General features: G+C 70.4%; 17 protein-coding genes. 6 read left to right on the forward strand and 11 right to left on the reverse strand.

From position 1 onward, the window contains the following. Window positions 1–15 precede the first annotated feature (15 nt). A complete protein-coding gene (gene gap, locus KF823_13040) occupies window positions 16–1,041 on the reverse strand; it encodes a type I glyceraldehyde-3-phosphate dehydrogenase (GenBank protein ID MBX3726829.1) in 1,026 nt (341 codons plus the stop codon). Window positions 1,042–1,189: 148 nt separating this feature from the next. Between gap and KF823_13045 the strand changes: the two genes are divergently transcribed. Together KF823_13045 and KF823_13050 are read left to right on the forward strand one after the other, a co-directional pair. Beyond that, window positions 1,190–2,158, forward strand: coding sequence for a magnesium transporter CorA family protein (locus KF823_13045; protein ID MBX3726830.1), 969 nt, complete (start codon window positions 1,190–1,192; stop codon window positions 2,156–2,158). A gap of 183 nt (window positions 2,159–2,341) precedes the next feature. Further along, window positions 2,342–3,142, forward strand: a complete 801-nt coding sequence (locus KF823_13050) for a S1/P1 nuclease (protein MBX3726831.1) — start codon at window positions 2,342–2,344, stop codon at window positions 3,140–3,142. A 58-nt stretch (window positions 3,143–3,200) separates the two neighbouring features. Here the strand turns inward: KF823_13050 and trxC are convergent, their stop codons facing one another. The 7 genes from trxC to KF823_13085 all read right to left on the reverse strand — a co-directional run bounded on the left by trxC (window position 3,201) and on the right by KF823_13085 (window position 10,812). Next, window positions 3,201–3,644, reverse strand: coding sequence for a thioredoxin TrxC (gene trxC, locus KF823_13055; protein ID MBX3726832.1), 444 nt, complete (start codon window positions 3,642–3,644; stop codon window positions 3,201–3,203). Between the two features lie 13 nt (window positions 3,645–3,657). Then, entirely contained in the window at window positions 3,658–4,140 is a 483-nt protein-coding gene (locus tag KF823_13060; GenBank protein ID MBX3726833.1) for an OsmC family protein, read from the reverse strand. Window positions 4,141–4,152: 12 nt separating this feature from the next. Next, window positions 4,153–4,806, reverse strand: a complete 654-nt coding sequence (locus tag KF823_13065) for a DUF3365 domain-containing protein (protein MBX3726834.1) — start codon at window positions 4,804–4,806, stop codon at window positions 4,153–4,155. Between the two features lie 152 nt (window positions 4,807–4,958). Continuing rightward, entirely contained in the window at window positions 4,959–8,210 is a 3,252-nt protein-coding gene (locus tag KF823_13070; protein ID MBX3726835.1) for an efflux RND transporter permease subunit, read from the reverse strand. After that, window positions 8,207–9,232 carry an efflux RND transporter periplasmic adaptor subunit gene (locus KF823_13075; protein MBX3726836.1) on the reverse strand — a complete coding sequence of 342 codons (1,026 nt, stop codon included), beginning with the start codon at window positions 9,230–9,232 and terminating at the stop codon, window positions 8,207–8,209. Before KF823_13075 ends, KF823_13070 begins: the two co-directional genes overlap by 4 nt. 50 nt (window positions 9,233–9,282) lie before the next feature. Further along, window positions 9,283–9,486, reverse strand: a complete 204-nt coding sequence (locus KF823_13080; protein MBX3726837.1) for a DUF2892 domain-containing protein — start codon at window positions 9,484–9,486, stop codon at window positions 9,283–9,285. A gap of 54 nt (window positions 9,487–9,540) precedes the next feature. After that, entirely contained in the window at window positions 9,541–10,812 is a 1,272-nt protein-coding gene (locus tag KF823_13085) for an NAD(P)/FAD-dependent oxidoreductase (GenBank protein ID MBX3726838.1), read from the reverse strand. Between the two features lie 91 nt (window positions 10,813–10,903). Between KF823_13085 and KF823_13090 the strand changes: the two genes are divergently transcribed. The 3 genes from KF823_13090 to KF823_13100 all read left to right on the forward strand — a co-directional run bounded on the left by KF823_13090 (window position 10,904) and on the right by KF823_13100 (window position 12,666). Then, entirely contained in the window at window positions 10,904–11,290 is a 387-nt protein-coding gene (locus KF823_13090) for a rhodanese-like domain-containing protein (protein MBX3726839.1), read from the forward strand. Next, on the forward strand, window positions 11,287–11,622 hold the full coding sequence (locus KF823_13095) for a helix-turn-helix transcriptional regulator (GenBank protein ID MBX3726840.1): 336 nt from the start codon (window positions 11,287–11,289) through the stop codon (window positions 11,620–11,622). Before KF823_13090 ends, KF823_13095 begins: the two co-directional genes overlap by 4 nt. 315 nt (window positions 11,623–11,937) lie before the next feature. Beyond that, window positions 11,938–12,666: an MBL fold metallo-hydrolase gene (locus KF823_13100; protein ID MBX3726841.1), complete on the forward strand. Its 729-nt coding sequence runs from the start codon at window positions 11,938–11,940 to the stop codon at window positions 12,664–12,666. A 20-nt stretch (window positions 12,667–12,686) separates the two neighbouring features. Here the strand turns inward: KF823_13100 and tkt are convergent, their stop codons facing one another. Beyond that, window positions 12,687–14,696: a transketolase gene (gene tkt / locus KF823_13105; GenBank protein ID MBX3726842.1), complete on the reverse strand. Its 2,010-nt coding sequence runs from the start codon at window positions 14,694–14,696 to the stop codon at window positions 12,687–12,689. 162 nt (window positions 14,697–14,858) lie between these two features. On the opposite strand from tkt, the gene KF823_13110 reads away from it, so the two are divergent. Continuing rightward, complete coding sequence (locus KF823_13110) at window positions 14,859–16,664, forward strand: hypothetical protein (protein ID MBX3726843.1); 1,806 nt, start codon at window positions 14,859–14,861, stop codon at window positions 16,662–16,664. A 26-nt stretch (window positions 16,665–16,690) separates the two neighbouring features. Here KF823_13110 and KF823_13115 read toward each other — a convergent pair whose 3' ends face one another. Both KF823_13115 and KF823_13120 read right to left on the reverse strand, forming a co-directional pair. Continuing rightward, window positions 16,691–17,956, reverse strand: coding sequence for a dicarboxylate/amino acid:cation symporter (locus KF823_13115; GenBank protein MBX3726844.1), 1,266 nt, complete (start codon window positions 17,954–17,956; stop codon window positions 16,691–16,693). Window positions 17,957–18,104: 148 nt separating this feature from the next. Next, complete coding sequence (locus KF823_13120; protein MBX3726845.1) at window positions 18,105–20,684, reverse strand: hypothetical protein; 2,580 nt, start codon at window positions 20,682–20,684, stop codon at window positions 18,105–18,107. Window positions 20,685–20,688: the final 4 nt, after the last annotated feature.

The raw sequence follows: 20,688 nt of genomic DNA on the forward strand, positions 1-20,688 counted from the left end.
ACCGGGCTGCCCGCCTCAGCCGCCCCGGCGTCCGGCCGCGACCAGCGCCAGCGTGGTGTCCAGCATTCGGTTGGAAAAGCCCCACTCGTTGTCGTACCAGGCGCACACCTTGACCAGGGTGCCGCCCATCACCTGGGTCAGGGTGGCGTCGTAGACCGAGCTGTGCGGGTCGTGGTTGAAGTCCACCGAGACCAGCGGCTTGGTGTTGTAACCGAGGATGCCCTTCAGCTCGCCCTCGCTGGCCGCCTTCAGCACGGCATCGATCTCGTCCTTGCTGGTTTCCCGCGCGGCCACGAACGACAGGTCGACCACCGAGACATTGATGGTCGGCACGCGCATCGAGAAGCCGGTCAGCTTGCCGTTGAGCTCGGGCAGCACCAGGCCGACCGCGGCGGCGGCGCCGGTCTTGGTCGGGATCTGGCTCTGGGTCGCCGAACGCGCCCGGCGCAGGTCCTTGTGGAAGACGTCGGTCAGCACCTGGTCGTTGGTGTAGGCGTGGATGGTGGTCATCAACCCGTGCACCATGCCGATCCTGCCGTGCAGCACCTTGGCCAGCGGCGCCAGGCAGTTGGTGGTGCACGAGGCGTTGGAGATGACCGTGTCGGACGCCTTCAGGGTGTCGTGGTTGACCCCGTAGACGATGGTGTTGTCGACATCCTTCTCGCCCGGCGCGGAGATGATCACCTTGCCGGCGCCGGCGTCGATGTGCGCGGAGGCCTTGGCCTTGGAGGTGAACAGCCCGGTGCATTCCAGCACCACGTCGACGCCGAGTTCGCGCCAGGGCAGCTTGGCCGGATCGCGCTCGGCGCAGACCCGGATGCGGTCGCCGTTGACGACCAGGTCGCCGCCGGCCACCGAGACGGTGCCGGGGAACTTGCCGTGCGCGGTGTCGTACTGGGTCAGGTGGGCGTTGGTCTCGGCATCGCCCAGGTCGTTCACCGCGACCACCTGGATCTCGCCGGTACGGCCGGTCTCGTAGAGGGCGCGGAGGATGTTGCGGCCGATGCGGCCGTAGCCGTTGATGGCGACCTTGACGGGCATGTACGGGCTCCTGGTGGCGGCGGATGGGGGCAAAGGACCGTGATTTTAGCCCATCCCGGCCATCCTCCGGACCGCCGGACGGCGCCCCGCGCGGGTCGGCATACGTCGATAATGGCCGCCCCGAACCGACCCGGCCCGAGGCCCGACGATGCTCAGCAGCTACATCGCCCGCGACGGCCGCGTCGAGGTCGCCGACACCATCGCCGCCCTGCACGACGCCGATCTGGTCTGGGTCGACCTGCTCGATCCCAGCGCCGAGGAGCGCCTGGCGGTCGAGCAGCGCTTCGGCCTGGCGGTACCCAGCCAGGCCGAGATGGGCGAGATCGAGCCGTCGAACCGGCTCTACGAGGAGGATGGCGCGCTGTTCATGACCGCCACCCTGGTCGCCCACGTGGAGACCGGCTCGCCGCGCAGCGCGCCGGTCACCTTCATCCTGGGCGAGGGGCAGCTGATCACCCTGCGCTACATCGATCCGAAGTCGTTCCGCACCTATGCCGGCCACCTGCACAAGGCGAGGCTGGCGGACAAGCGTCCGGTCGGGGTGTTCACCGGCCTGCTCGAGACCGTGGTCGCGCGCCAGGCCGACATCCTGGAGCGGATCAGCCTGGATGCCGACCAGATCTCCGCACACGTGTTCCGACCGGGCGAGGTCCAGCAGGCCAAGCCGCCGGCGGAACTGCTCAAGGACATCGGCCGTTGCGGCGAACTCACCTCGCGCCTGCGCGAGGCGGTGGTCTCGACGATCCGGCTGCTGACCTGGTTCGGGCACCCGGAGAACGGTTACCAGAAGGACCCCGGCGTCCGGGAGCGCATCAAGAGCCTGGGCCGGGACCTGGCTTCGCTGGCCGACTTCGCCAACTACCAGTCCAACAAGGTGCAGTTCCTGCTCGATGCCACCCTGGGCCGGATCAACATCGAGCAGACCAACATCATCAAGATCTTCTCGGTGGCCGCCGCCGCGTTCCTGCCGCCGACCCTGATCGCCAGCATCTACGGCATGAACTTCGAGGTGATGCCGGAGCTGGGCTGGCGCTTCGGGTATCCGCTGGCGCTGGTCGCCATGGTGCTGTCGGCGGTGCTGCCCTTGTGGTACTTCAAGCGGCGCGGCTGGCTCTGAGGGCCTGCGGCAGGACGCCCCACTGCCGCGGCAGCCGCGCAAGGCACCGCGGACCGTCGTTCGCGCAGGCGCCTCTCGAACACCGGCCGACACAACGGAAGCGCCGGCGTCGGCGCGCTGCCGAGCGTGGCCGGTTCGCGCGTCCGGGCTAGACTGGATACCCCGTCATCGCACCTGTCCAGGATGCGCCCTTTCCGGCCCGCCCTTGTCCTCGCATTAGCCGCAATCCTGGCAGCGGCCGCGCCGGCCCGTGCCTTCGGTCCCGACGGCCACCGCATCGTGGGCGACCTGGCCGCCCGGCAGATCGCCGCCGGCACGGCAGCCCGGGTCGCCGCGCTGCTCGCAGGCGAGGCCGACGCCAGTCTCGCTGGCGTTTCGATATGGGCCGACGAGGTGCGGGAACGGCCCGAATGGCGCCACACCGCGCCCTGGCACTACGTGAACCTGCCGCGCGGCGATTGCCGCTACCTGGCGAGCCGCGACTGCAAGGACGGCAGGTGCATCGTCGCCGCGATCGGCGAACAGGCCGAGATCCTGGCCGACCGCAGCCGGGATCCCGCGCTACGTGCCCGGGCGCTCAAGTTCCTGGTCCACTTCGTGGCGGATATCCATCAGCCTCTGCATGCCGGCCACGCCGACGACCGCGGCGGCAACACCTTCCAGCTGTTCTACCTGGGCCAGGGCGGCAACCTGCATGCGCTCTGGGACGGCGGGCTGCTGCGGGCAAGCCGGGAGCCCTGGCGCACGCGCAGCGCACGGCTGGCCGAGGTGCGAGCCGATACCGACACGCGCTGGTCGATTCGGGCGCCGCGCGCCTGGGCAGAGGCCTCCTGCCGCCTGATCGCTTCGGCGGACATCTATCCGCGCCGGCCGGGACGCCTGCCTGCGGACTACATGGAGCGACAGCTGCCCGTGGTGGAAAGGCAACTCGTCCTTGCCGGCGCCCGCCTGGCCGCCCTGCTCGACGCCCTGCTGGCCGACTGACCGAACATCCCCCGCCTGCTGCGAGACTGCTTCGCGCTGGGGCGCCGGGCAGCCGCGCTCACTGCCCAAGCTGTCGTGTCGCCCAGGCGACGATGTCCCCGGCTGCCATCGCGCCCGAATGCCGGGCCCGCTCCTGGCCGCCGATCGACAGGATCAGGGTCGGTATGCTGCGGATGCCGTGCCGCGCCGCCAGGGCGGGCTCGGCCTCGGTGTCCAGCTTGGCCAGGCGCAATCGCGGTTCCAGCGCGCTGGCGGCGCGTTCGAAGTGCGGCGCCATCGCCTGGCAGGGGCCGCACCAGGACGCCCAGAAATCGACCAGCACCGGCAGGCTGGCGCGCTCCAGATGCGCGGCATAGGCGGCGGCGTCCAACGCGACCGGGCCACCGACGAACAGCGGGCGATGACAGCGCCCGCAGGACGGCGACTCGCCCAGACGCCCGTCGGGCACGCGGTTGAGCGCATGACAATGCGGGCAGGCAACCGTGGTTGCGGTCGCGGTCATCGTCGCGCGGCGCTCAGGATCCGGCCTCGAAGCTCTTGTCGCCCAGCAGGACGCGACCGTCGACGTCCTTGACCGTGACCGCAACATCGATGCCCTGACGGACGCTCTGGGTGACCACGCAGAACTGCTCGAACTGGCCGAGGATGCGCTCGAGCTGCGGGTAGCTGGCGGCATTGCCGGGCAGGTGCAGTTCGACATCCGCGCGCGGCAGCCGCCAGCGGCCATCGGCGTTGCGCTGCATGAGCGCGGTGGCCTCGGCCAGCAAGGGACCCGAGGGGTCGTTGCGGAACTTGCGCAATGCGAACAGCAGGCTGGCCGCCAGGCAGTTGGCGACCGCGGCCAGCAGCAGGCGCGAGGGATTGGGGCCGCCATCGTGTCCCAGCGGCGCCGGCTCATCGGTCAGCAAGGCGGCGAGGTCGGTGTCGGGGAAGCTCAGCCGGAAGGCGAAATCCTCCTGCTGTTCGAGACGGACGCGGATCGGCGTGCTGTCGCTCATCGCGGACTCCTGTCAGGGGGGCGGTTCGGTGGCGGGGACCTCGACCCAGAGCGCACCCCGCAGGTCGCCCTCGCGGAAGCCGGTGGCGCGGTCGCCCGGGTACTGCAGGGCGATCGCCTCGGCGATGCCCGGCGCCAGCTCGACGCCATGGCAGAGCTGGCAGGGCGCCTCCACCCGGATACCGCGGGCAAGACGCGCATCGATCCCGTCGGGCAGGCCGTCGATGACCAGCTCGACCTGGTCCTCCGGGGCGCCACCCGTCGCCACCGCGTCGGCGAACCGGGCCAGCACGGCAACTTGCCAGCCGGTTGCGGTGTTGCCGGGGTTGCGCTCGCGTCCGGGGAGAGCGACGCGACCCAGGCGCACGCCGTGCGCCGTCATCACCTCGGCGGCGATCGCCGGCGCCTGCTCGCGGCAGAAGGCCACGGCGGAGACCGGGCCTTCGCTGCCCATGTGGTCGCGAAGCGCCGCGCGCAGACGACCGGAGAAATCGGCGGCGGCGGCACGGGCACGATCCGCAGCCGAGGCCGGCACCTGTTCCGCCCCGGTGTCCGGCGCGCGCTCGCCGGGCGCGGGCGCCTGGCCGCAGCCGGCGACGAGGACCGCCAGCGCCAGGGCCGCGATGATGCCCATCAACCCGGACGCATTGCGAGGACGCAAAGCCACGCCGTCGGAAACGCGTCGTGGTGCCGGCAACGGGCCTTTGCACGGCGAACGCGCGGTCGACGGGAGCTCGAACCGGCCGGCCGCAACCGATAGGCACACAACGCGGATATCTGCAGCCGGAGGTGCGGCCTTGCGAATCATCCGGAACGACCTCATGGCGTGGACTCCTGCGCCCTGCCCTGGCGCTCAAGCAGCGAGAAGTAGAGCAGCGGAATGACCACCAGGGTCAGCACCGTCGACACCAGTATGCCGAAGATCAGGGAGATCGCCAGGCCGTTGAAGATCGGGTCGTCCAGGATGAACGCGGCGCCGGCCATGGCCGCCAGGGCGGTCAGCGCGATCGGCTGGGCCCTGACCGCGCAGGCGTCCACGACTGCCTGCGCGGGCGAGCTGCCCTCCGCCAGCGCCTGGTTGATGAAGTCGACCAGCAGGATCGAGTTGCGGACGATGATGCCGGCCAGGGCGATCATGCCGATCATCGATGTGGCGGTGAACTGCGCGCCCAGCAGGGCATGCCCGGGCAGCACGCCGATCACGGTCAGCGGAATCGGCGCCATGATCACCAGAGGCACCAGGTAGCTGCGGAACTGCGCGACCACCAGGAGATAGATCAGCAGCAGTCCGACCGCATAGGCCATGCCCATGTCCCGGAACGTCTCGAAGGTGATCTGCCACTCGCCGTCCCACTTGACCGTGTAGCCGTCGACGCTGTCCGGTGGCGCGAAGAAGGCCTGGTCGAGCGGCTGGCCGGCGACCTCGCCGTCGCGGATCCGCCCGACCAGGTCGAACATGCCGTACAGGGGACTGTCCAGGCGGCCGGCCTCGTCGGCCGTCACGTACACCACCGGCAGCAGGTCCTTGTGGTGGATCGCCGCCTCGTAGCCGACGCGCTGCACCTGGACCACCTCCGAGAGCGGCACCAGGCGACCGCCCTGGCCGCGCACGCGCAGGGCCAGCAGCTGGTCCAGGCTGGCCTGGTCGCCGGCCGGCAGGCGCAGCCGCACCGGCACCGGATACTTGGAGGCGCCGTCGCGCAGCCAGGTGGCATCGTGCCCGGACACCGCCATCGCCAGAGTCTGGGCGACCTGGGCCTGGCTGACGCCCAGACGCGCTGCGCGAACCCGGTCGACGACGACGAGTTCGCGGGGTGCGTCCGCCTCGACCGTGCTGTCGACATCGACGATGCCTGGGGTGGCTGCGAACATCGCCGCGAGCTCACGTCCGATCTCCCGCTGCCGGGCAGGGTCCGGACCGTAGACCTCGGCGACCAGTGGCGCCAGGACCGGCGGGCCGGGCGGCACCTCGACCACCTTCACGGAGGCGCCCGACCCGGCACCCAGGGCCGCCAGCACCGGCCGGACTGCGCGGGCGATGTCGTGGCTCTTTCGGGCGCGCTGGCGGCGCTCGCGCAGGTTCACCTGAAGGTCGCCGAGATGCGGCCCTTCGCGCAGGTAGTACTGCCGCACCAGGCCATTGAAATTGATCGGCGCCGACGTGCCCGCGTAGGCCTGGACATGGGTGACCTCGGGCACCGCCACCAGCGCCTGTGCCAGGCGGGAAAGCAGGGCGTTGGTCTGCTCCAGGCTGCTGCCCTCGGGCAGGTCGACCACCACCTGGAACTCGGACTTGTTGTCGAACGGCAGCATCTTCATCACCACCCACTGCACCAGCACGAGGCTGGTGGCCAGGACGACCAGACCGGCGATGGCGGCGAACAGCAGGCGGCGCGCGCGACGGCCCCGACGGGCGTCCAGGAAGGGACCGAACAACCTTCCGAACACAGGCTGCAGCCGGGCGGCCAGGCCGTGGCCAGCGTCCTTTCCTTTGTCTTCTCCCGCTGTCCGCGCCGCTGCCGGCAGGTGCCGCGACAGCAGCTTCCAGGCCAGCCAGGGCGTGACGGTCAGGGCGATCAGCAGCGAGATCAGCATGCCCACCGAGGCATTGATCGGGATCGGCCGCATGTAAGGACCCATCAGGCCGCTGACGAAGGCCATCGGCAGCAGCGCCGCGATCACCGTGAAGGTCGCCAGGATGGTCGGGCTGCCGACCTCGTCGACCGCTGGTGGGATGGCTGCGAGCAGGCCGATGTCGCCACGCGCCATGTGCCGGTGGATGTTCTCGACCACCACGATGGCGTCGTCGACCAGGATGCCGATCGCGAAGATCAATGCGAACAGCGACACCCGGTTCAGGGTGAAGCCCATCGCCCAGGAGGCGAACAGCGTGAGGGCCAGGGTCAGCACCACGGCGATTCCCACCACGATCGCTTCGCGCCAGCCCAGCGCCGCCAGCACCAGCAGCACCACCGCCATGGTCGCGAACACCAGCTTGCTGATCAGGGTGTTGGCCTTGTCGGTTGCGGTCTGCCCGTAGTCGCGGGTGATCTCGACCTCGACGCCCTCGGGCAGCACGGTGCGTCGCAGGTCGACCAGGCGTGCGCGCACCGCGCCGGTGATGTCCGCAGCATTGGCGCCGGGCTGCTTGGCGATCGCCAGGGTGACCGCGGGCGCCTGGCCGGCCGCAGGACCGGGCTGGCCGGCGGCGGCCATGTGCCAGACGTAGCTTCGCGGCAGGTCGGCACCGCGCCGGATGGTCGCGACGTCGGACAGGTACAGCGGTCCGCCATCGCGCAGGCCGATGACCAGGCCGGCCACCTCGCCGGCATCGGCCAGCCAGGTGCCGGCGGTCACCGGGACGCTGCCGTCGGCGACGGTGCGTTCGCCAGCGTGCACGGCGACATTGCTGGCAGCCAGTGCAGACGACAGGTCCTCCACGGCCATGCCGTAGGCCGCCAGGCGGGTGGCATCCAGCTCGACCACCACGGCACGCGCAGGGACGCCCAGCGTGTAGACATCGCGGGTGCCACGGATGCGCTTGAGTTCGGTCTCCAGGCTGTGCGCCACTTCGGCCAGTTCGGTGGCGCCGCGACCGGGATCGTCGGTCCACAGCGTGAGCGCCATCACCGGCACGTCGTCGATGCCCATCGGACGGACCAGGGGCTGGCCGACGCCCAGTCCGGCGGGCACCCAGTCGGCGTTCGAGTAGACCTGGTTGTAGAGGCGCACCACCGCCTCCTGGCGGGGCACGCCGACCTGGAACTCGACGGTGATCACGGCGGCGCCGGGGCGACTCACCGAGTAGACGTGCTTGACGCCTTCGATCTCGGCCAGCCTCTGCTCCAGGGGGAAGCTGACCAGGTTCTCGACGTCCCGCGCCGGCGCGCCGGGGAACGGCACGAACACGTTGGCCATGGTCACGTCGATCTGGGGCTCCTCCTCGCGCGGCGTCACCAGCACCGCCAGCAGGCCGAGCAGCAGGCCTGCAACGGCCAGCACCGGGGTCAGGGGGTTGCTCTGGAACGCGCGCGCCAGCCGTCCCGAGATGCCCAGCGGCGGGGTCGTCATCGGGCCGCCTCGCGCCGGCCGGCCAGCCAGGCGAGTGCGCGGCCGGGATCGGCGGCAACCCGCTCACCGTCGCGCAGGCCGGCCAGGATCTCGATCAGCTCATCGTGACGATGGCCGACCCGCACCTGGCGCAGCGCAACGCCGGCCTCGTCGACCACGTAGACCGCGACCACCTCGCTGCGCCTGACCAGGACGCGCTCGGGCAGCAGCAGGCGCTCACCCTCGCCCAGGGCGAAAGCGACCTTGGCGATCATCCCCGGGTGCAGCCCGGTGTCGGCTTCGGGCAACTCGATCCGGACCCGGAAGCTGTGGCTGCCGGGGTCGGCATAGGGGAACACCACCACGCGATCGGCCCGGACCCTGCGACCGTCGTCCAGCAGCACCCAGGCCTGGCCCTGCGCGCGGATCGCGGCGATGTCGCTCTGCGGCACCTGGACCTGCACGCGCAGCCGGTCCAGCGAAAGCCCGGAGACCAGCGGCTGGCCCGGCTGCACGGCCTCGCCGACCTCGACGTGGCGCTCGGTGAGGATGCCCGGATACGGGGCCCGGATCACCGTGTAATCGACCTGCTCGCCGGCTTCGCGGACGGCGGCCCGGGCCGCGTCGAGGCGGGCGCGCTCGGCATCGCGGCGGGCGACGGCCTGGTCCAGCTGGCTGCGCGCGACCAGGCGCCGTTCGTAGACCTCGGCAATCCGCCGGTGTTCCGCCTCGGCTTCGGTGAACGCGGCCTGCGCCGCGGCGAGTGCCGCCTGGGCCTGACGCGCGCCACTGCGCTGCTCGACGTCGGTGAATCGCACCACCACCGCGCCGGCCTCGACGTAATCGTTGACGTCGTAGGGCAATTCCAGCACCCGGCCACGGGTCTGCGCAGACAGCGTGGCCTGGTGGACGGCCTCGACCACACCGTCCCAGACGCGCTCGCGGGGCACGGCGACCGCCCGCACCTCAAGGGTCGCAAGGTCCGGCGCCTCCGCGACGGGTCGCACCGGGCCGCTGTCCTGCGCGCAGGCGGCCAGCGTCATCGCGGCGATCACACCCGTCCAGCGCGGCAGGGCCCGCACGCCGACGCCGCTCACTTGAACGCGCACCCGGACCGCACGCCCAGCGACGCGAGCACCCGCGCCGCCGGGCAGAACCCGGTGAATGCCGACTGCAGCAGGTTCAGACCGACGAAGGCGGTCAGCAGCAGCCACCAGGGCGAGACGAAGTGGACCAGCGCGACGCTGGCGAGGATCATCGTGCCGGCGAAGGCGAAGATGGCGCGGTCGATGTTCATGACGGATTCCTTGGGTTCCTGGCGGGGGTTCGGGCGGAGGCTGGGGCGATGCGATCAGGGCTTCAGGCGGAAGATGCCCAGCGCCCGCATCACATACTTCTCGTAGACCGGCTCGACGTTGCCGGTGCGCATCTTGCGGAGGAAATACTTCTCGAAGGCGATCTTCGCCAGATGCACCCACTTGCCCACCCGGGCCCAGGTGACGTTACGTGGCGGGATCTGCGGCAGTGCCACGAAGGCGGCGCCGGTATCGCCCATGTCGGCGAGGCAGATGGCGTTCCAGGTGGCGCGCGCCGCGGGCGATTGGCCGTCCAGTTGCAACCGGATGTTCTCGCACACCGCGGTCACCATCGATTCGATCATGTATCCGGTCTTGGGTGCGCCGGTCGGCACCGGGGTGACTTCGACCGGCGGGATCGCGACGCAGACGCCGACCGCGTAGATGTTGGGGAACTGCGGATGGCGCTGGTGCGCGTCGATCGGAACGAAGCCGCGCGCGTTGCCCAGTCCGGGCGCCGCGCGCACGGCATCGACGCCAGTGAAGGCCGGCATGACCATCCGGAACACTGCCGGCGCGGCGCCCTGCCGCAGCACGGCACCCTGGTCGTCCAGCTGTTCGTAATGCACCGCCTCGCCGTCCAGCGCGGTGATCCGGGCATTGGCGATCCACTGGATATGGCGCTGCCGGAACTGGTGTTCGAGCAGCCCCCGGGAATCACCCACCCCGCCCAGGCCCATGTGGCCGATCCAGGGTTCCGGGGTGATGAAGGTGATCGGCACCCGGTCGCGAATCCGTCGCCTGCGCAGGTCGGCATCGAGGATCATCGCGTATTCGTACGCCGGGCCGAAGCAACTCACGCCCGGGGCGGCGCCGACCACCACCGGGCCGGGCGCGTCCACGAAACGCTGGTAGTCCTGCCAGGTGGCGAGCGCATGCGGCGTCGTGCAGATCGAATGGCTGTGCGCGTCGGGTCCCAGGCCGGGCACCTCATCGAAGGCCAGGCGAGGTCCGGTGGCCACCACAAGAAAGTCGTAGGCGATCGGGGCGCCGTCGCGCAACTCCACCTGGCTGCCGCCCGGATCGATCCGCGCCGCGCCGGCGCTGACCAGCCTGATGTCGTGACGCGCCAGGGGCGTGGCGATCTCCACCTCGATGGCCTTGGCGGTGCGCCAGCCCACCGCTACCCAGGGATTGGACGGCGTGAACGAAAAGCGGTCGGTCTCGGCGACCACGGTGATGCGGTGGTGCTTGCCGAGGGTCTTGCGAAGCTCATAGGCTGCGCTCATGCCGCCGACACCCGCCCCCAGTACAACGATGTGCGCCATCACCGACCTCCCTGGCAACCCACGGGTTGCACCTGGATTAGATGTTTCTTATATTAGGCCCTGCTAAGCCAAAGTCAAGGGGAACCCCAGCATGACAGTCACCGCTTCCGAACTGGTCGCCACGGCCCGCGCCGCGATCCGCGAGGTCGCGCCCGCCGACTGCGTTGCGCTGCGGCCGCGCCCGGTACTGATCGACGTCCGGGAGCCCGCTGAATTCCAGGAGGCACACCTGCCCGACGCCATCAACCTGCCTCGCGGCGTGCTGGAGTTCCAGGTCGATGCGCATCCGGCGATGGGCTGCGCCACGGCCGCCGCGCTCGCCGATCGCCACCAGCCGGTGCTGCTGTACTGCCGCTCCGGCGGCCGCTCCGCGCTCGCTGCGCAGAGCCTGGCCGCCATGGGATTCACCGACGTGCGTTCCGTCGCTGGCGGCATCCAGGCCTGGCTGGAGGCGAGGCTGCCCGTGGTGCGTCCATGAGCACCGCGACCCGGCCAACCGGGGATCCGGCGTTGCCCGACCCGGAGGCGATGCGCGCCCACGCTGCCGATGCCGCGCGCCTGCTCAAGGCGCTGGCCAACGATCGGCGCCTGATGATCCTGTGCCTGCTGGTGGGTGGCGAGCTCAGCGTCGGCGAGATCAATGCCCGGGTGGACCTCAGCCAGTCGGCCCTGTCCCAGCACCTGGCGGTGCTGCGCGAGGAGCAGCTGGTCCGGACCCGCCGCGAGGCGCAGACCATCTACTACAGCCTTGCCGATGGCCCGGTGCATGCGCTGATCGAGACGCTGCATGGGATCTACTGCGCTGCCTAGCCCGGATGTTTCCTGAGGACGTAGAGCGAGGCCGTCGAGATCGCGTCGTGGTGCGGGCGGCGGACCGTTGGACAGTGAAGGCATAGCCGACACCATGTCGAACCAGCCAACGGAAGCAGACCGCGCCAGGGCGCGAAGATCGGCGGCCGCAGTAGCGGTCTCAAGAAACATCCGGGCCAGGGTAGGCCTGGCCAATTCGGAGCTTCCCGCGGCCCCTGAATGAGCCGGCGCAGGTAGGCCCGCAAGTGCAGGATTCATCCGGGCTCGATCATTTGCCGGCCCCGGCGACCCAGGGCTGGCGACCAGGAGATTGCCATGCTGTTCCGCCAACTGTTCGATGCCGAGTCCAGCACCTGGACCTACCTGGTCGCCTCCGGGCCCGGCCGTGAAGCGCTGATCATCGATCCCTGCAAGGCCAACCTCGACCAGTACCTGCGGCTGGTGGACGAGCTTGACCTGCGCCTGGTGCGCGCCATCGACACCCACACCCATGCCGACCACGTCACGGCGCTGGGCGACCTGCAGGACGCCACCGGCTGCGCGACGGTGATGGGCGAGCACACGCGCGCCGAGTGCGTCAGCGAGCGTGTCCGCGAAGGCGACATGCTGGATGTCGACGGCATCCGCCTGCAGGCGCTGTACACGCCGGGCCACACCGACGAGTCCTTCAGTTTCCTGCTCGAGCCGGAGCGGCCGCGCGCGGTGTTCACCGGCGACGTCCTGCTGATCCGCGGTACCGGCCGGACGGACTTCCAGAACGGAGACGCCGGTCGTTCGTACGATTCGATCACGCAGACCCTGTTCGCCCTACCCGACCGGACCCTGGTCTACCCGGCGCACGATTACAAGGGCGAGACCTGCTCCAGCATCGGCGAGGAGAAGCGCCACAACCCGCGCATCGCCGGCAGGTCCCGGGAACAGTACATCCGGCTCATGGCCGAGCTCGACCTGCCGAAGCCGAAACTCATCGACATCGCGGTGCCGGCCAACCTGCGCTGCGGGCGCAACGCGCCTGCGGCGCAGGGTTCGGCGCCGCAGGGCTGAGCGCCCCCACGATCGCCGGTTCAGCCGCGCGTGGTTCCGGCGACCCGCCGAAGCGCCGCCACCACCGCGTCCACGGTGATCCCGAAGTGCTCGAACAGCCGGGCGGCGGGGGCCGAAGCGCCGAACCGGTCCATGCCGATCACGGCACCATCCAGACCGACGTAGCGCCACCAGCCGTCCGGGTGGGCGGCCTCGACCGCAACCCGGGCCCGGCACCAGCTCGGCAGCACGCCCTCGCGGTACTCCAGCGGCTGGCTCTCGAACACGCTGGTGCACGGCATCGACACCACCCGCACGCCCAGTTCGCCGTCCAGCGCCCGCGCCGCCGCCATCGCCAGCTCGACCTCGGAGCCGGTGGCGATGACGATCGCCTCGACCTTGGCACCGGCCGGGTCCCGCAGGATGTAGCCGCCCCGCGCGGCCGCGGCCAGGGTGTCGGCATCGCGCGGCTGGCAGACCAGGTTCTGGCGCGAGAACACCAGGCAGGTCGGGCCGTCGCGGCGCTCGATCGCGCGCTGCCAGGCGATCGCGCTCTCCACCGCGTCGGCCGGCCGCCAGACCTCGTTGCCGGGAATGCAGCGCAGCGACGGCAGGTGTTCGACCGGCTGGTGCGTGGGGCCGTCCTCGCCCAGGCCGATCGAGTCGTGGGTATAGACATGGATCGCCGGCGCAGGGATCAGCGCGCTCATGCGTACGGCGTTGCGCGCGTAGTCGGAGAACACCAGGAAGGTGGCGTCGTACGGGATGAAGCCGCCATGCAGGGCCAGGCCGTTGGCGATCGCGGTCATGCCGAACTCGCGCACCCCGTAGTAGACGTAGTTGCCGCGCGCCGGATCGGCGTTGACGTCGACCGCACCCTTCCAGAGGGTGAGATTGCTGTGCGCCAGGTCGGCGGAGCCGCCGATCAGCTCGGGCAGCAGCGGTGCCAGCGCTTCGATCGCCTGCTGGCTGGCCTTGCGCGAGGCGACCTCGGGAAGCCGGGCCTGGACATCGGCGACGAACGCCTGCGCACGCTCGGCGAAGTCCTCGGGCAGCTCGCCGGCCAGGCGCCTGCGCAGCTCCGCGGCCAGCTCGGGATAGACCCGTGCGTAGGCCTCGAACTGGCGGTGCCATTCCTTGCTGCGCATGCCGCCAGCCAGGCGTGCGTCCCAGGCGGCGCGGATCTCGCCGGGCACCTCGAACGGCGGGTGCGGCCAGCCCAGGGCCTGGCGCGCGCCGGCGACCTCCTCGGTTCCCAGCGGCGCACCGTGCGAGCTTTCCTTGCCGGCCTTGGTCGGGGCGCCGTAGCCGATCACCGTGCGGCAGCAGATCAGGGTCGGCCGCTCGTCCTGGGCCTGGGCCGAGACGATCGCTGCCTTGATCGCCTCGGGGTTGTGCCCGTCGATCTCGGGGATCACCTGCCAGCCATAGGACTCGAAGCGCTTGACCGTCTCGTCGGTGAACCAGCCGCGGACGTCGCCGTCGATGGAGATGCCGTTGTCGTCGTAGAAGGCGATCAGCTTGCCGAGCTTCAGGGTGCCGGCCAGCGAGGCGACCTCGTGGGAGATGCCCTCCATCAGGCAGCCGTCGCCCAGGAACACCCAGGTGTAGTGGTCGACGATGGCGTGCTCCGGGCGGTTGTAGCGCGCCGCCAGCAGCTTCTCGGCCAGTGCCATGCCGACGGCGTTGGCCAGGCCCTGGCCGAGCGGGCCGGTGGTGGTCTCCACGCCCGGCGTCTCATGCGCCTCCGGATGGCCGGGCGTCTTGCTGTGCAATTGCCGGAAATTGCGCAGCTCGGCCAGCGGCAGGTCGTAGCCGGACAGGTGCAGCAGGGCATACACCAGCATCGAGCCATGGCCGTTGGAGACCACGAAGCGGTCGCGGTCGGGCCAGCCCGGCTCGCCCGGATCGTGGCGCAGGAAGTCGTTCCAGAGCACCTCTGCGATGTCGGCCATGCCCATCGGCATGCCGGGATGGCCGGACTTGGCCGCCTCCACGGCATCCATTGCGAGGGCGCGGACGGCATTGGCGAGGTCGCGTCGGCTGGGCATCGGGATCGACTCCTGGCCGCGGCGGCGGCATTGGGGGCGGCCATTGTCGCCGACCCGGGCCGGCAGCCCAAGCCGGGGCGTGCGCCTTGTGTGACCGGTCCGCCGGAATGCGGCCTCCGGGCAAGGCTAGACTCGCCTGGGCGACCCGCCGGGAGGGGCGGCATGGCGATGTTTCGATGGCTCTGCGGCGGGCGACCGGTCCGTCTCCTGTGCGGCATCCTGGTCGTGCTGGCCGGCCCGGCTGCCGCGATCGACCTCGTGGTCCGCGATGCCCGCACCGGCGTCGGTCTTGACGCCTCGCTCCTGATGGCGCCGGCGCAGGGGCCGTCGACCACCCGCAGCGCCCTGGCGGCGGCACTCGAACATGCCGGCCCGCGCGCCAGGCGCCTGCAACTGACTCAGGGACGGACCCGGCTGGTCCTGGCCGAACCGTCGGCGGTCCTGGTCATGCACCCGGGACACCGGCCCCTGTGGCTGCTGATGGAGCCGGGCACGCCAGCCGTCCCCTGGACACTGTGGCTGGCACCGGCGGAGGAACCGCCGGCACCGGCCGAGCCCGACACGCTGACCGGCCACGTCATCGACCCGCTGACCTTGCGCCCCGTCGCAGGCGCCACGGTGCGGCTCGCCAGTGGTGCCCGCACCGTCACCGGCAGCGACGGCGGCTTCCGTCTGCAGACACCCTCGGGTCCGGAGCATGGCCCCCTGCGCCGCGACCTGCTGGTCGTGGAGGACCTGGGGGGCCGGCGCAGCGAGCGCGCGATCGCGCTCGCGGCCGGCGCCGACCTGCACCTGCTGGTCGATCTCGATGCCGGCTGGCAGGAGGACGCGGGGCACCGTCACCTTGCCGGTGCCGGCGATGCGCAATTGCCGTGGACCGGCCCGATGCCGGTGCCGGCCCCCGCCGGCACCGTGACGGCGCCTGCCGGGCTGGGCGACGAGCCCCCGGCCAGCGTGCGGGTCGGCTACGGCAATGCCGCTTGCAGCGCCACCTGCTGCACCGGCAGTTGCAGCCACGTGTGCGTGTTCGACCTGGAAACCTACGTCAGGCGGGGCCTCAACGACGAGTGGATCGCCTCCTGGAACGGCCAGTCGCTGCGCGCCGGCGCCGTGGCCTACCGCAGCTACGGTGCCTGGCATGCGCTCAATCCGGTGCCCGGCCGGCCGTTCGACCTGTGCTCGTCCGCCTGCTGCCAGGTCAACGACGCCGACACCTCGACCGCCACCGACCAGGCGGTGGCCGCCACCGCCGGGCTGATGCTTGTGCGCAACCAGGCGGTGTTCCGCAGCGAGTACTCGGCGGAGAACAACTGCCTGCTCGGCACCCAGAGCTGCGCCAACGTCGACCTGTCCTGCGGCAACGGCTTCGCCGGTTCGCCGGCGGCCGGCTGGCCCTGCCTGGCCGACCCGGTGGGCACCGACCGCGACTGCTTCGGACATGGCCGGGGCATGAGCCAGTGGGGCACGCAGCGCTGGTCGCTGGCGCCGCACCTGCGCAGCTGGCGCTGGCAGCTCGACCACTACTACAACGGCAACGGCGGCGGCACCGGCCTGCGCACGGCGACGCCCAGCCGCGTTCTGGTGCTCGACGGCCTGGACGGCGCGCCGCGCACCCTGCGGCCGGGCGACACGCTGGAAATCCGCTACCAGGCGCAAAATCTGGCCGCCACCGGCCACGACCTGGTGCTGCTCGGCGCCAGCCTGCGCGCGCCGCCCGGCCCGTTCGTCGACGATCCGGGCAACGACGCCCCGGTGTCCCTGCCCCCAGGGCCGGCCACGCGCAGCCGGCTGTTCGTCCTCCCGGCGTCGCTGCCGCCCGGCCGCTACGACCTCTACGGGTCGCTGTACATCGACGTCGACGGCAACGGCGCGATCGCGCCAGGCGATCTCGCCCAGGCCCTGGTGCACCGACCCGGCACGCTGCGCATCGTCGCCAGCGGCGACCTCATCTTCGCCGACGGTTTCTGACGCGTGGACGCGGGGGCCAGGTTGGCTCAGCCGGAAGCGTTGCCGCGCGGCTGCTCACCGCGTGCGATCACCATGGTGCCCACCAGGTCGCCACCGACGTTTACCGTGGTTCGGCACATGTCGAGGAACCGGTCGACGCCCAGGATCAGGCCGATGCCTTCCGGCGGGATGCCGAACATGGCGAGGATCATGGCAATCACCGGCAGGGAGCCCCCCGGCACACCGGCGGCACCGACGCTGCCAAGAATGCACAGGACCAGTACCAGCAGCTGCTGCAGCAGGGTCAGCTCGACGCCGAAGAACTGCGCCAGGAACAGCACCGTCACGCCCTCGAACAACGCCGTGCCGTTCATGTTGGCGGTCGCGCCCAGCGTGCACACGAAGCGCGAGACGTGCCGCGGTGCACCGAGACGCTCCTCGGCCGCCTTCAGTGTGGTCGGCAGGGTGGCGCTGCTCGACGACGTCGAGAACGCGGTCAGCATGACCGGCTGGATCTGCCTGAAGAACCAGAGCGGGGAAACGCCTGCAAGCGTACGCAGGAGGATCGGGAAGACCACGAACATGTGCACGGCCAGCGCGAGGACCACGGTGCCGACGTAACGGGCGAGCTGGGCCAGCACATCCCAGCCGAGGCGAGCGGTGATGGTGAACAAGAGGGCGGCAACCGCGTACGGGGCGAGGCGGATCACCCATTCGATCAGCTTCAGGCTGATCTCGTACAGACCCTGCACGGTATGGCGAAACGCCTCCGTCGCCGGGCTGCGGATCACCGCGGCGGCCAGTCCGACCAGAAGGGCGAACAGGATCAGTCCGATCAGGTCGTTGCGCGCCGCGGCATCGACCACGCTGCGCGGCACCAGGTTCATCACCAGGTCGCTGGCGCGGACCGCCTCACCGCGCGCGGCGATGTCCGACGCCTGAGTCGACGCTTGCGCCAGCAGTGCCTGGCCGACCTCGGGGGGCAGGCCTCGTCCTGGCTGCAGGACGTTCACCGCGACCAGGCCGATCAGGGCTGCGAGTCCGGTGACCAGCAGTATCCACAGCAGGGTCCGGCCACCAATGCGACCCAGCGAACGAACATCGCCGATCTCGATGACGCCCAGCACCAGCGCGGAGAACACCAGCGGCACCACCAGCATGAACAGCAGACGCAGGAAGATCTGCCCGGCGGGGTAGGTGACCCAGTCGATCAGCGCGTTCAGCCAAGCCGCGTCGGCTGCAAAGGTGTAGGCGGCAATGCCACCGAGCAATCCGACCAGGAACCCGATCAGCATCTTGGTGTGCAGCAGCATGCGGTCGACCCCGTCTGATCGGGACGGCACGGCGTCGCCCCTGGGCAGCCGGCATCCTCGCACAGCTGTGCGCCGGCCTGCGAGCTTGCGAAAAAAAAGAACGCCCGGAGGACCGGGCGTTCAGATGCGATCGATCGTGCGGAAGACCTCAGGGCGCGGCGAACTCCGCCGTGCAGGATCTATCGGCAGTCATGACCACCTGGGTGCCGGCCAGGTTGCCCGTGCAGTCGCCGCTCCACTGCACGAAGGTGCTGCCATTGGTGGGAATTGCGGTCAGGCCGGCAGCGGAGTTGGACACGAAGGTGAAGGAGCATGGCCGGTCCGCGTAAAGGCACAGTGCGGAACCGCCCGGCCGCGGCGGCGAGAACGACGAGGTGCTTGAGGTCACCGCGACATTGCCGGTGCCGCTGCCGATCATGTCCACAGTCAGGGTGAACGTCTCGCCAGGCGTGCCGCCGCCGTCGGCGCCGGTGATCGCGACGGTCGCCGTCGCGCCGAAGGCGAAGAAGATGAGCGCCGGCTCGCCACCGGCAGCGGTCACCCCGGTGGTGGAAACGTTGGCCAACAGGCAACCGTTGCTGTCGGTCGGCCCGATCGTGCCGCCGGTCGATCCGGTGATGCCACCGGTGCCACCGCCCAGCGACTGGAAGGCGAAGCCGATTCTGGCGCCGCGCACCGGCACCTGGTTGGCATCGGTCAGGCAAACGCTGACGGTCGCCTGCTGGTTGGCGCTGATCTGCTCGGGAACGGCGACCAGGTTGGCCGGGCCGGCCGCCGGATAGGCGGTCAGTTCCGCATCGGCGACGGTCTTCGGCTCGCCGGCCACCACGCGACCGTTGCCCTGTGCCCAGACGATGACGCTGGAGCCCAGGCGCGACACCGGGTACGTCATCAGGGTGGTCGCGACGCCCAGCTCGTTGGTGGCTGCGCTCTGGCCGATGTTGCCAATGGTGGCGCGTCCGATTGCGTAGGGGATGACGCCGCCGTTGTTGACGCTGTTGCCCGTGTCGTCGTTGAAGTTGAAGCGACGGGTCACGGTCAGGCTGCCCGGGCCGGTGACGCTCTGGATCACCCGCGCCATCTCCAGATCGCGATTGCCCGCGACACTGCGTCCGAACAGCACCAGCGCGTCGCCCGGGCCGGCGCCACCGCCGGCACTGGTGAAGGCGCCGTTGGCGGCGGTGAACAGGGTGCCGCCCTCCTGCGGATCGCCGTTGTTGCCGGAGATCGCGAACGGACCGAAACCGCCATCGGGCGCGCCCTGGATGGGCGAGTCGATCAGGCCGAAGTCGATGACCGTGCCCGGCCGGACCGGGTTGCCCAACCGGTCGGTGGCCACCGCGCTCATGATCACGCTGTAGCTGCCATCCGGCGCCGCACCGAAGTTGGACTCATTGACGAACAGCGAGTCGATGAACGGGCTGGTCAGGGTGAGGCTGAACAACTGGCCGTCGGACACCACGATGGTGTTCTCCGCGGTCAGCGCATTCTGGATGCCGTTGTCGATGTTGTTGTCGGCACGATCGGCGGTGGCACGGATCGTCACCGGGCCCTCGCGGGTCGAGGAAACGAAGATCGCGCTGGCGATGCCGTTGGCGGTCCGGGTACTGACCACGGTGCCTTCCTGGGTGGCACCGGCGGCGTTGGTGGTGCGCAGTCGCTCACCCTGGGGATTGACGATCTCGAGCCGGAGGTTGTTCCAGGCGACGCCGCCCTGCTGCGGGTTGGGCACCGGGCTCCCGGCGCCGTCGGTGACGAAGATGCGGATGGCGCGGTCGGTCTGTACGTAGGACGCCGAGCCCAGCGGTTCGATATCGATGCTCGCCGGCATGTTGGGCACGCCGGAGACGATGGTGAACTCCATCTCGGCGCTGAGATCCTCGTTGGTGTCGAGGTCGCGCACGCCCACCGTGAGCGTGCCGGTGCCCTGGAAGCCCAGGGAGCGGGCGAACACCGTTGCGCGTCCGGCGTTCAGGGCCAGGTGGGTGGAAGCCAGGAAGAGTTCGCACTCATTGATGTCGGTGGTTTCCGGATCATCCGGAATGCCCAGCGCACCGACGTTCGCCGGAGATGTCCACGATGCCCGCATGGCCTCCGAGTCGGTCGGCGTGGTCACCAACTCGCCGCGCAGGTTGCGCCACGTCACCTGGACCTCGGCCTGGTAGGGGTAACCGCGGCAGTTTGGCGGTACCCCTTCCAGGTTGATCGGGATCTGGGTGCGGTCGGCGACCAGGGTCAGGCGGTTGTCGTTGCTGGGACCGCCATTGAGCGAGATGCTGGTCTGCCCCGTGACGTTCAAGGTCGGCGTCTGCGGGTCGTTCACCGACGCCCGGACCACGACGGTGCCGGTCTGCCGCGTGCTCTTGAAGCGGAACCGGGCGACGCCGCCGGCGGTGGCGGCCTGGGCGCTGTTGTTGAAGGACTGGTTGTCGCCGCTGGCGGCGCCGACCTGGCCGAGCGCGGGACTGTCCACGCTGAGGCTCACCACGGTTCCGTCGGGCACGCCGGTGCCGCGACGCGTGACGTTGACCACGATGTCGGACAGCGAGTTGACACCCAGGGTGGACTGGCTGCTCGACACCGCGACGCTGACCGTCTGCGGCGGCTGGATGCCACCGCCGGAGTCACTGCCACCGCCGCCGCAGGCGACCAGCGCCAGGCTGCCGAGGAGGGGAACGAGCCGTTGCAGGGCGCGGATCATCTTGTTCTCCAAGCTTGCATTGATCATGTCT

It is taken from the genome of Lysobacterales bacterium, assembly GCA_019634735.1.
GTDB lineage: Bacteria > Pseudomonadota > Gammaproteobacteria > Xanthomonadales > UBA2363 > Pseudofulvimonas.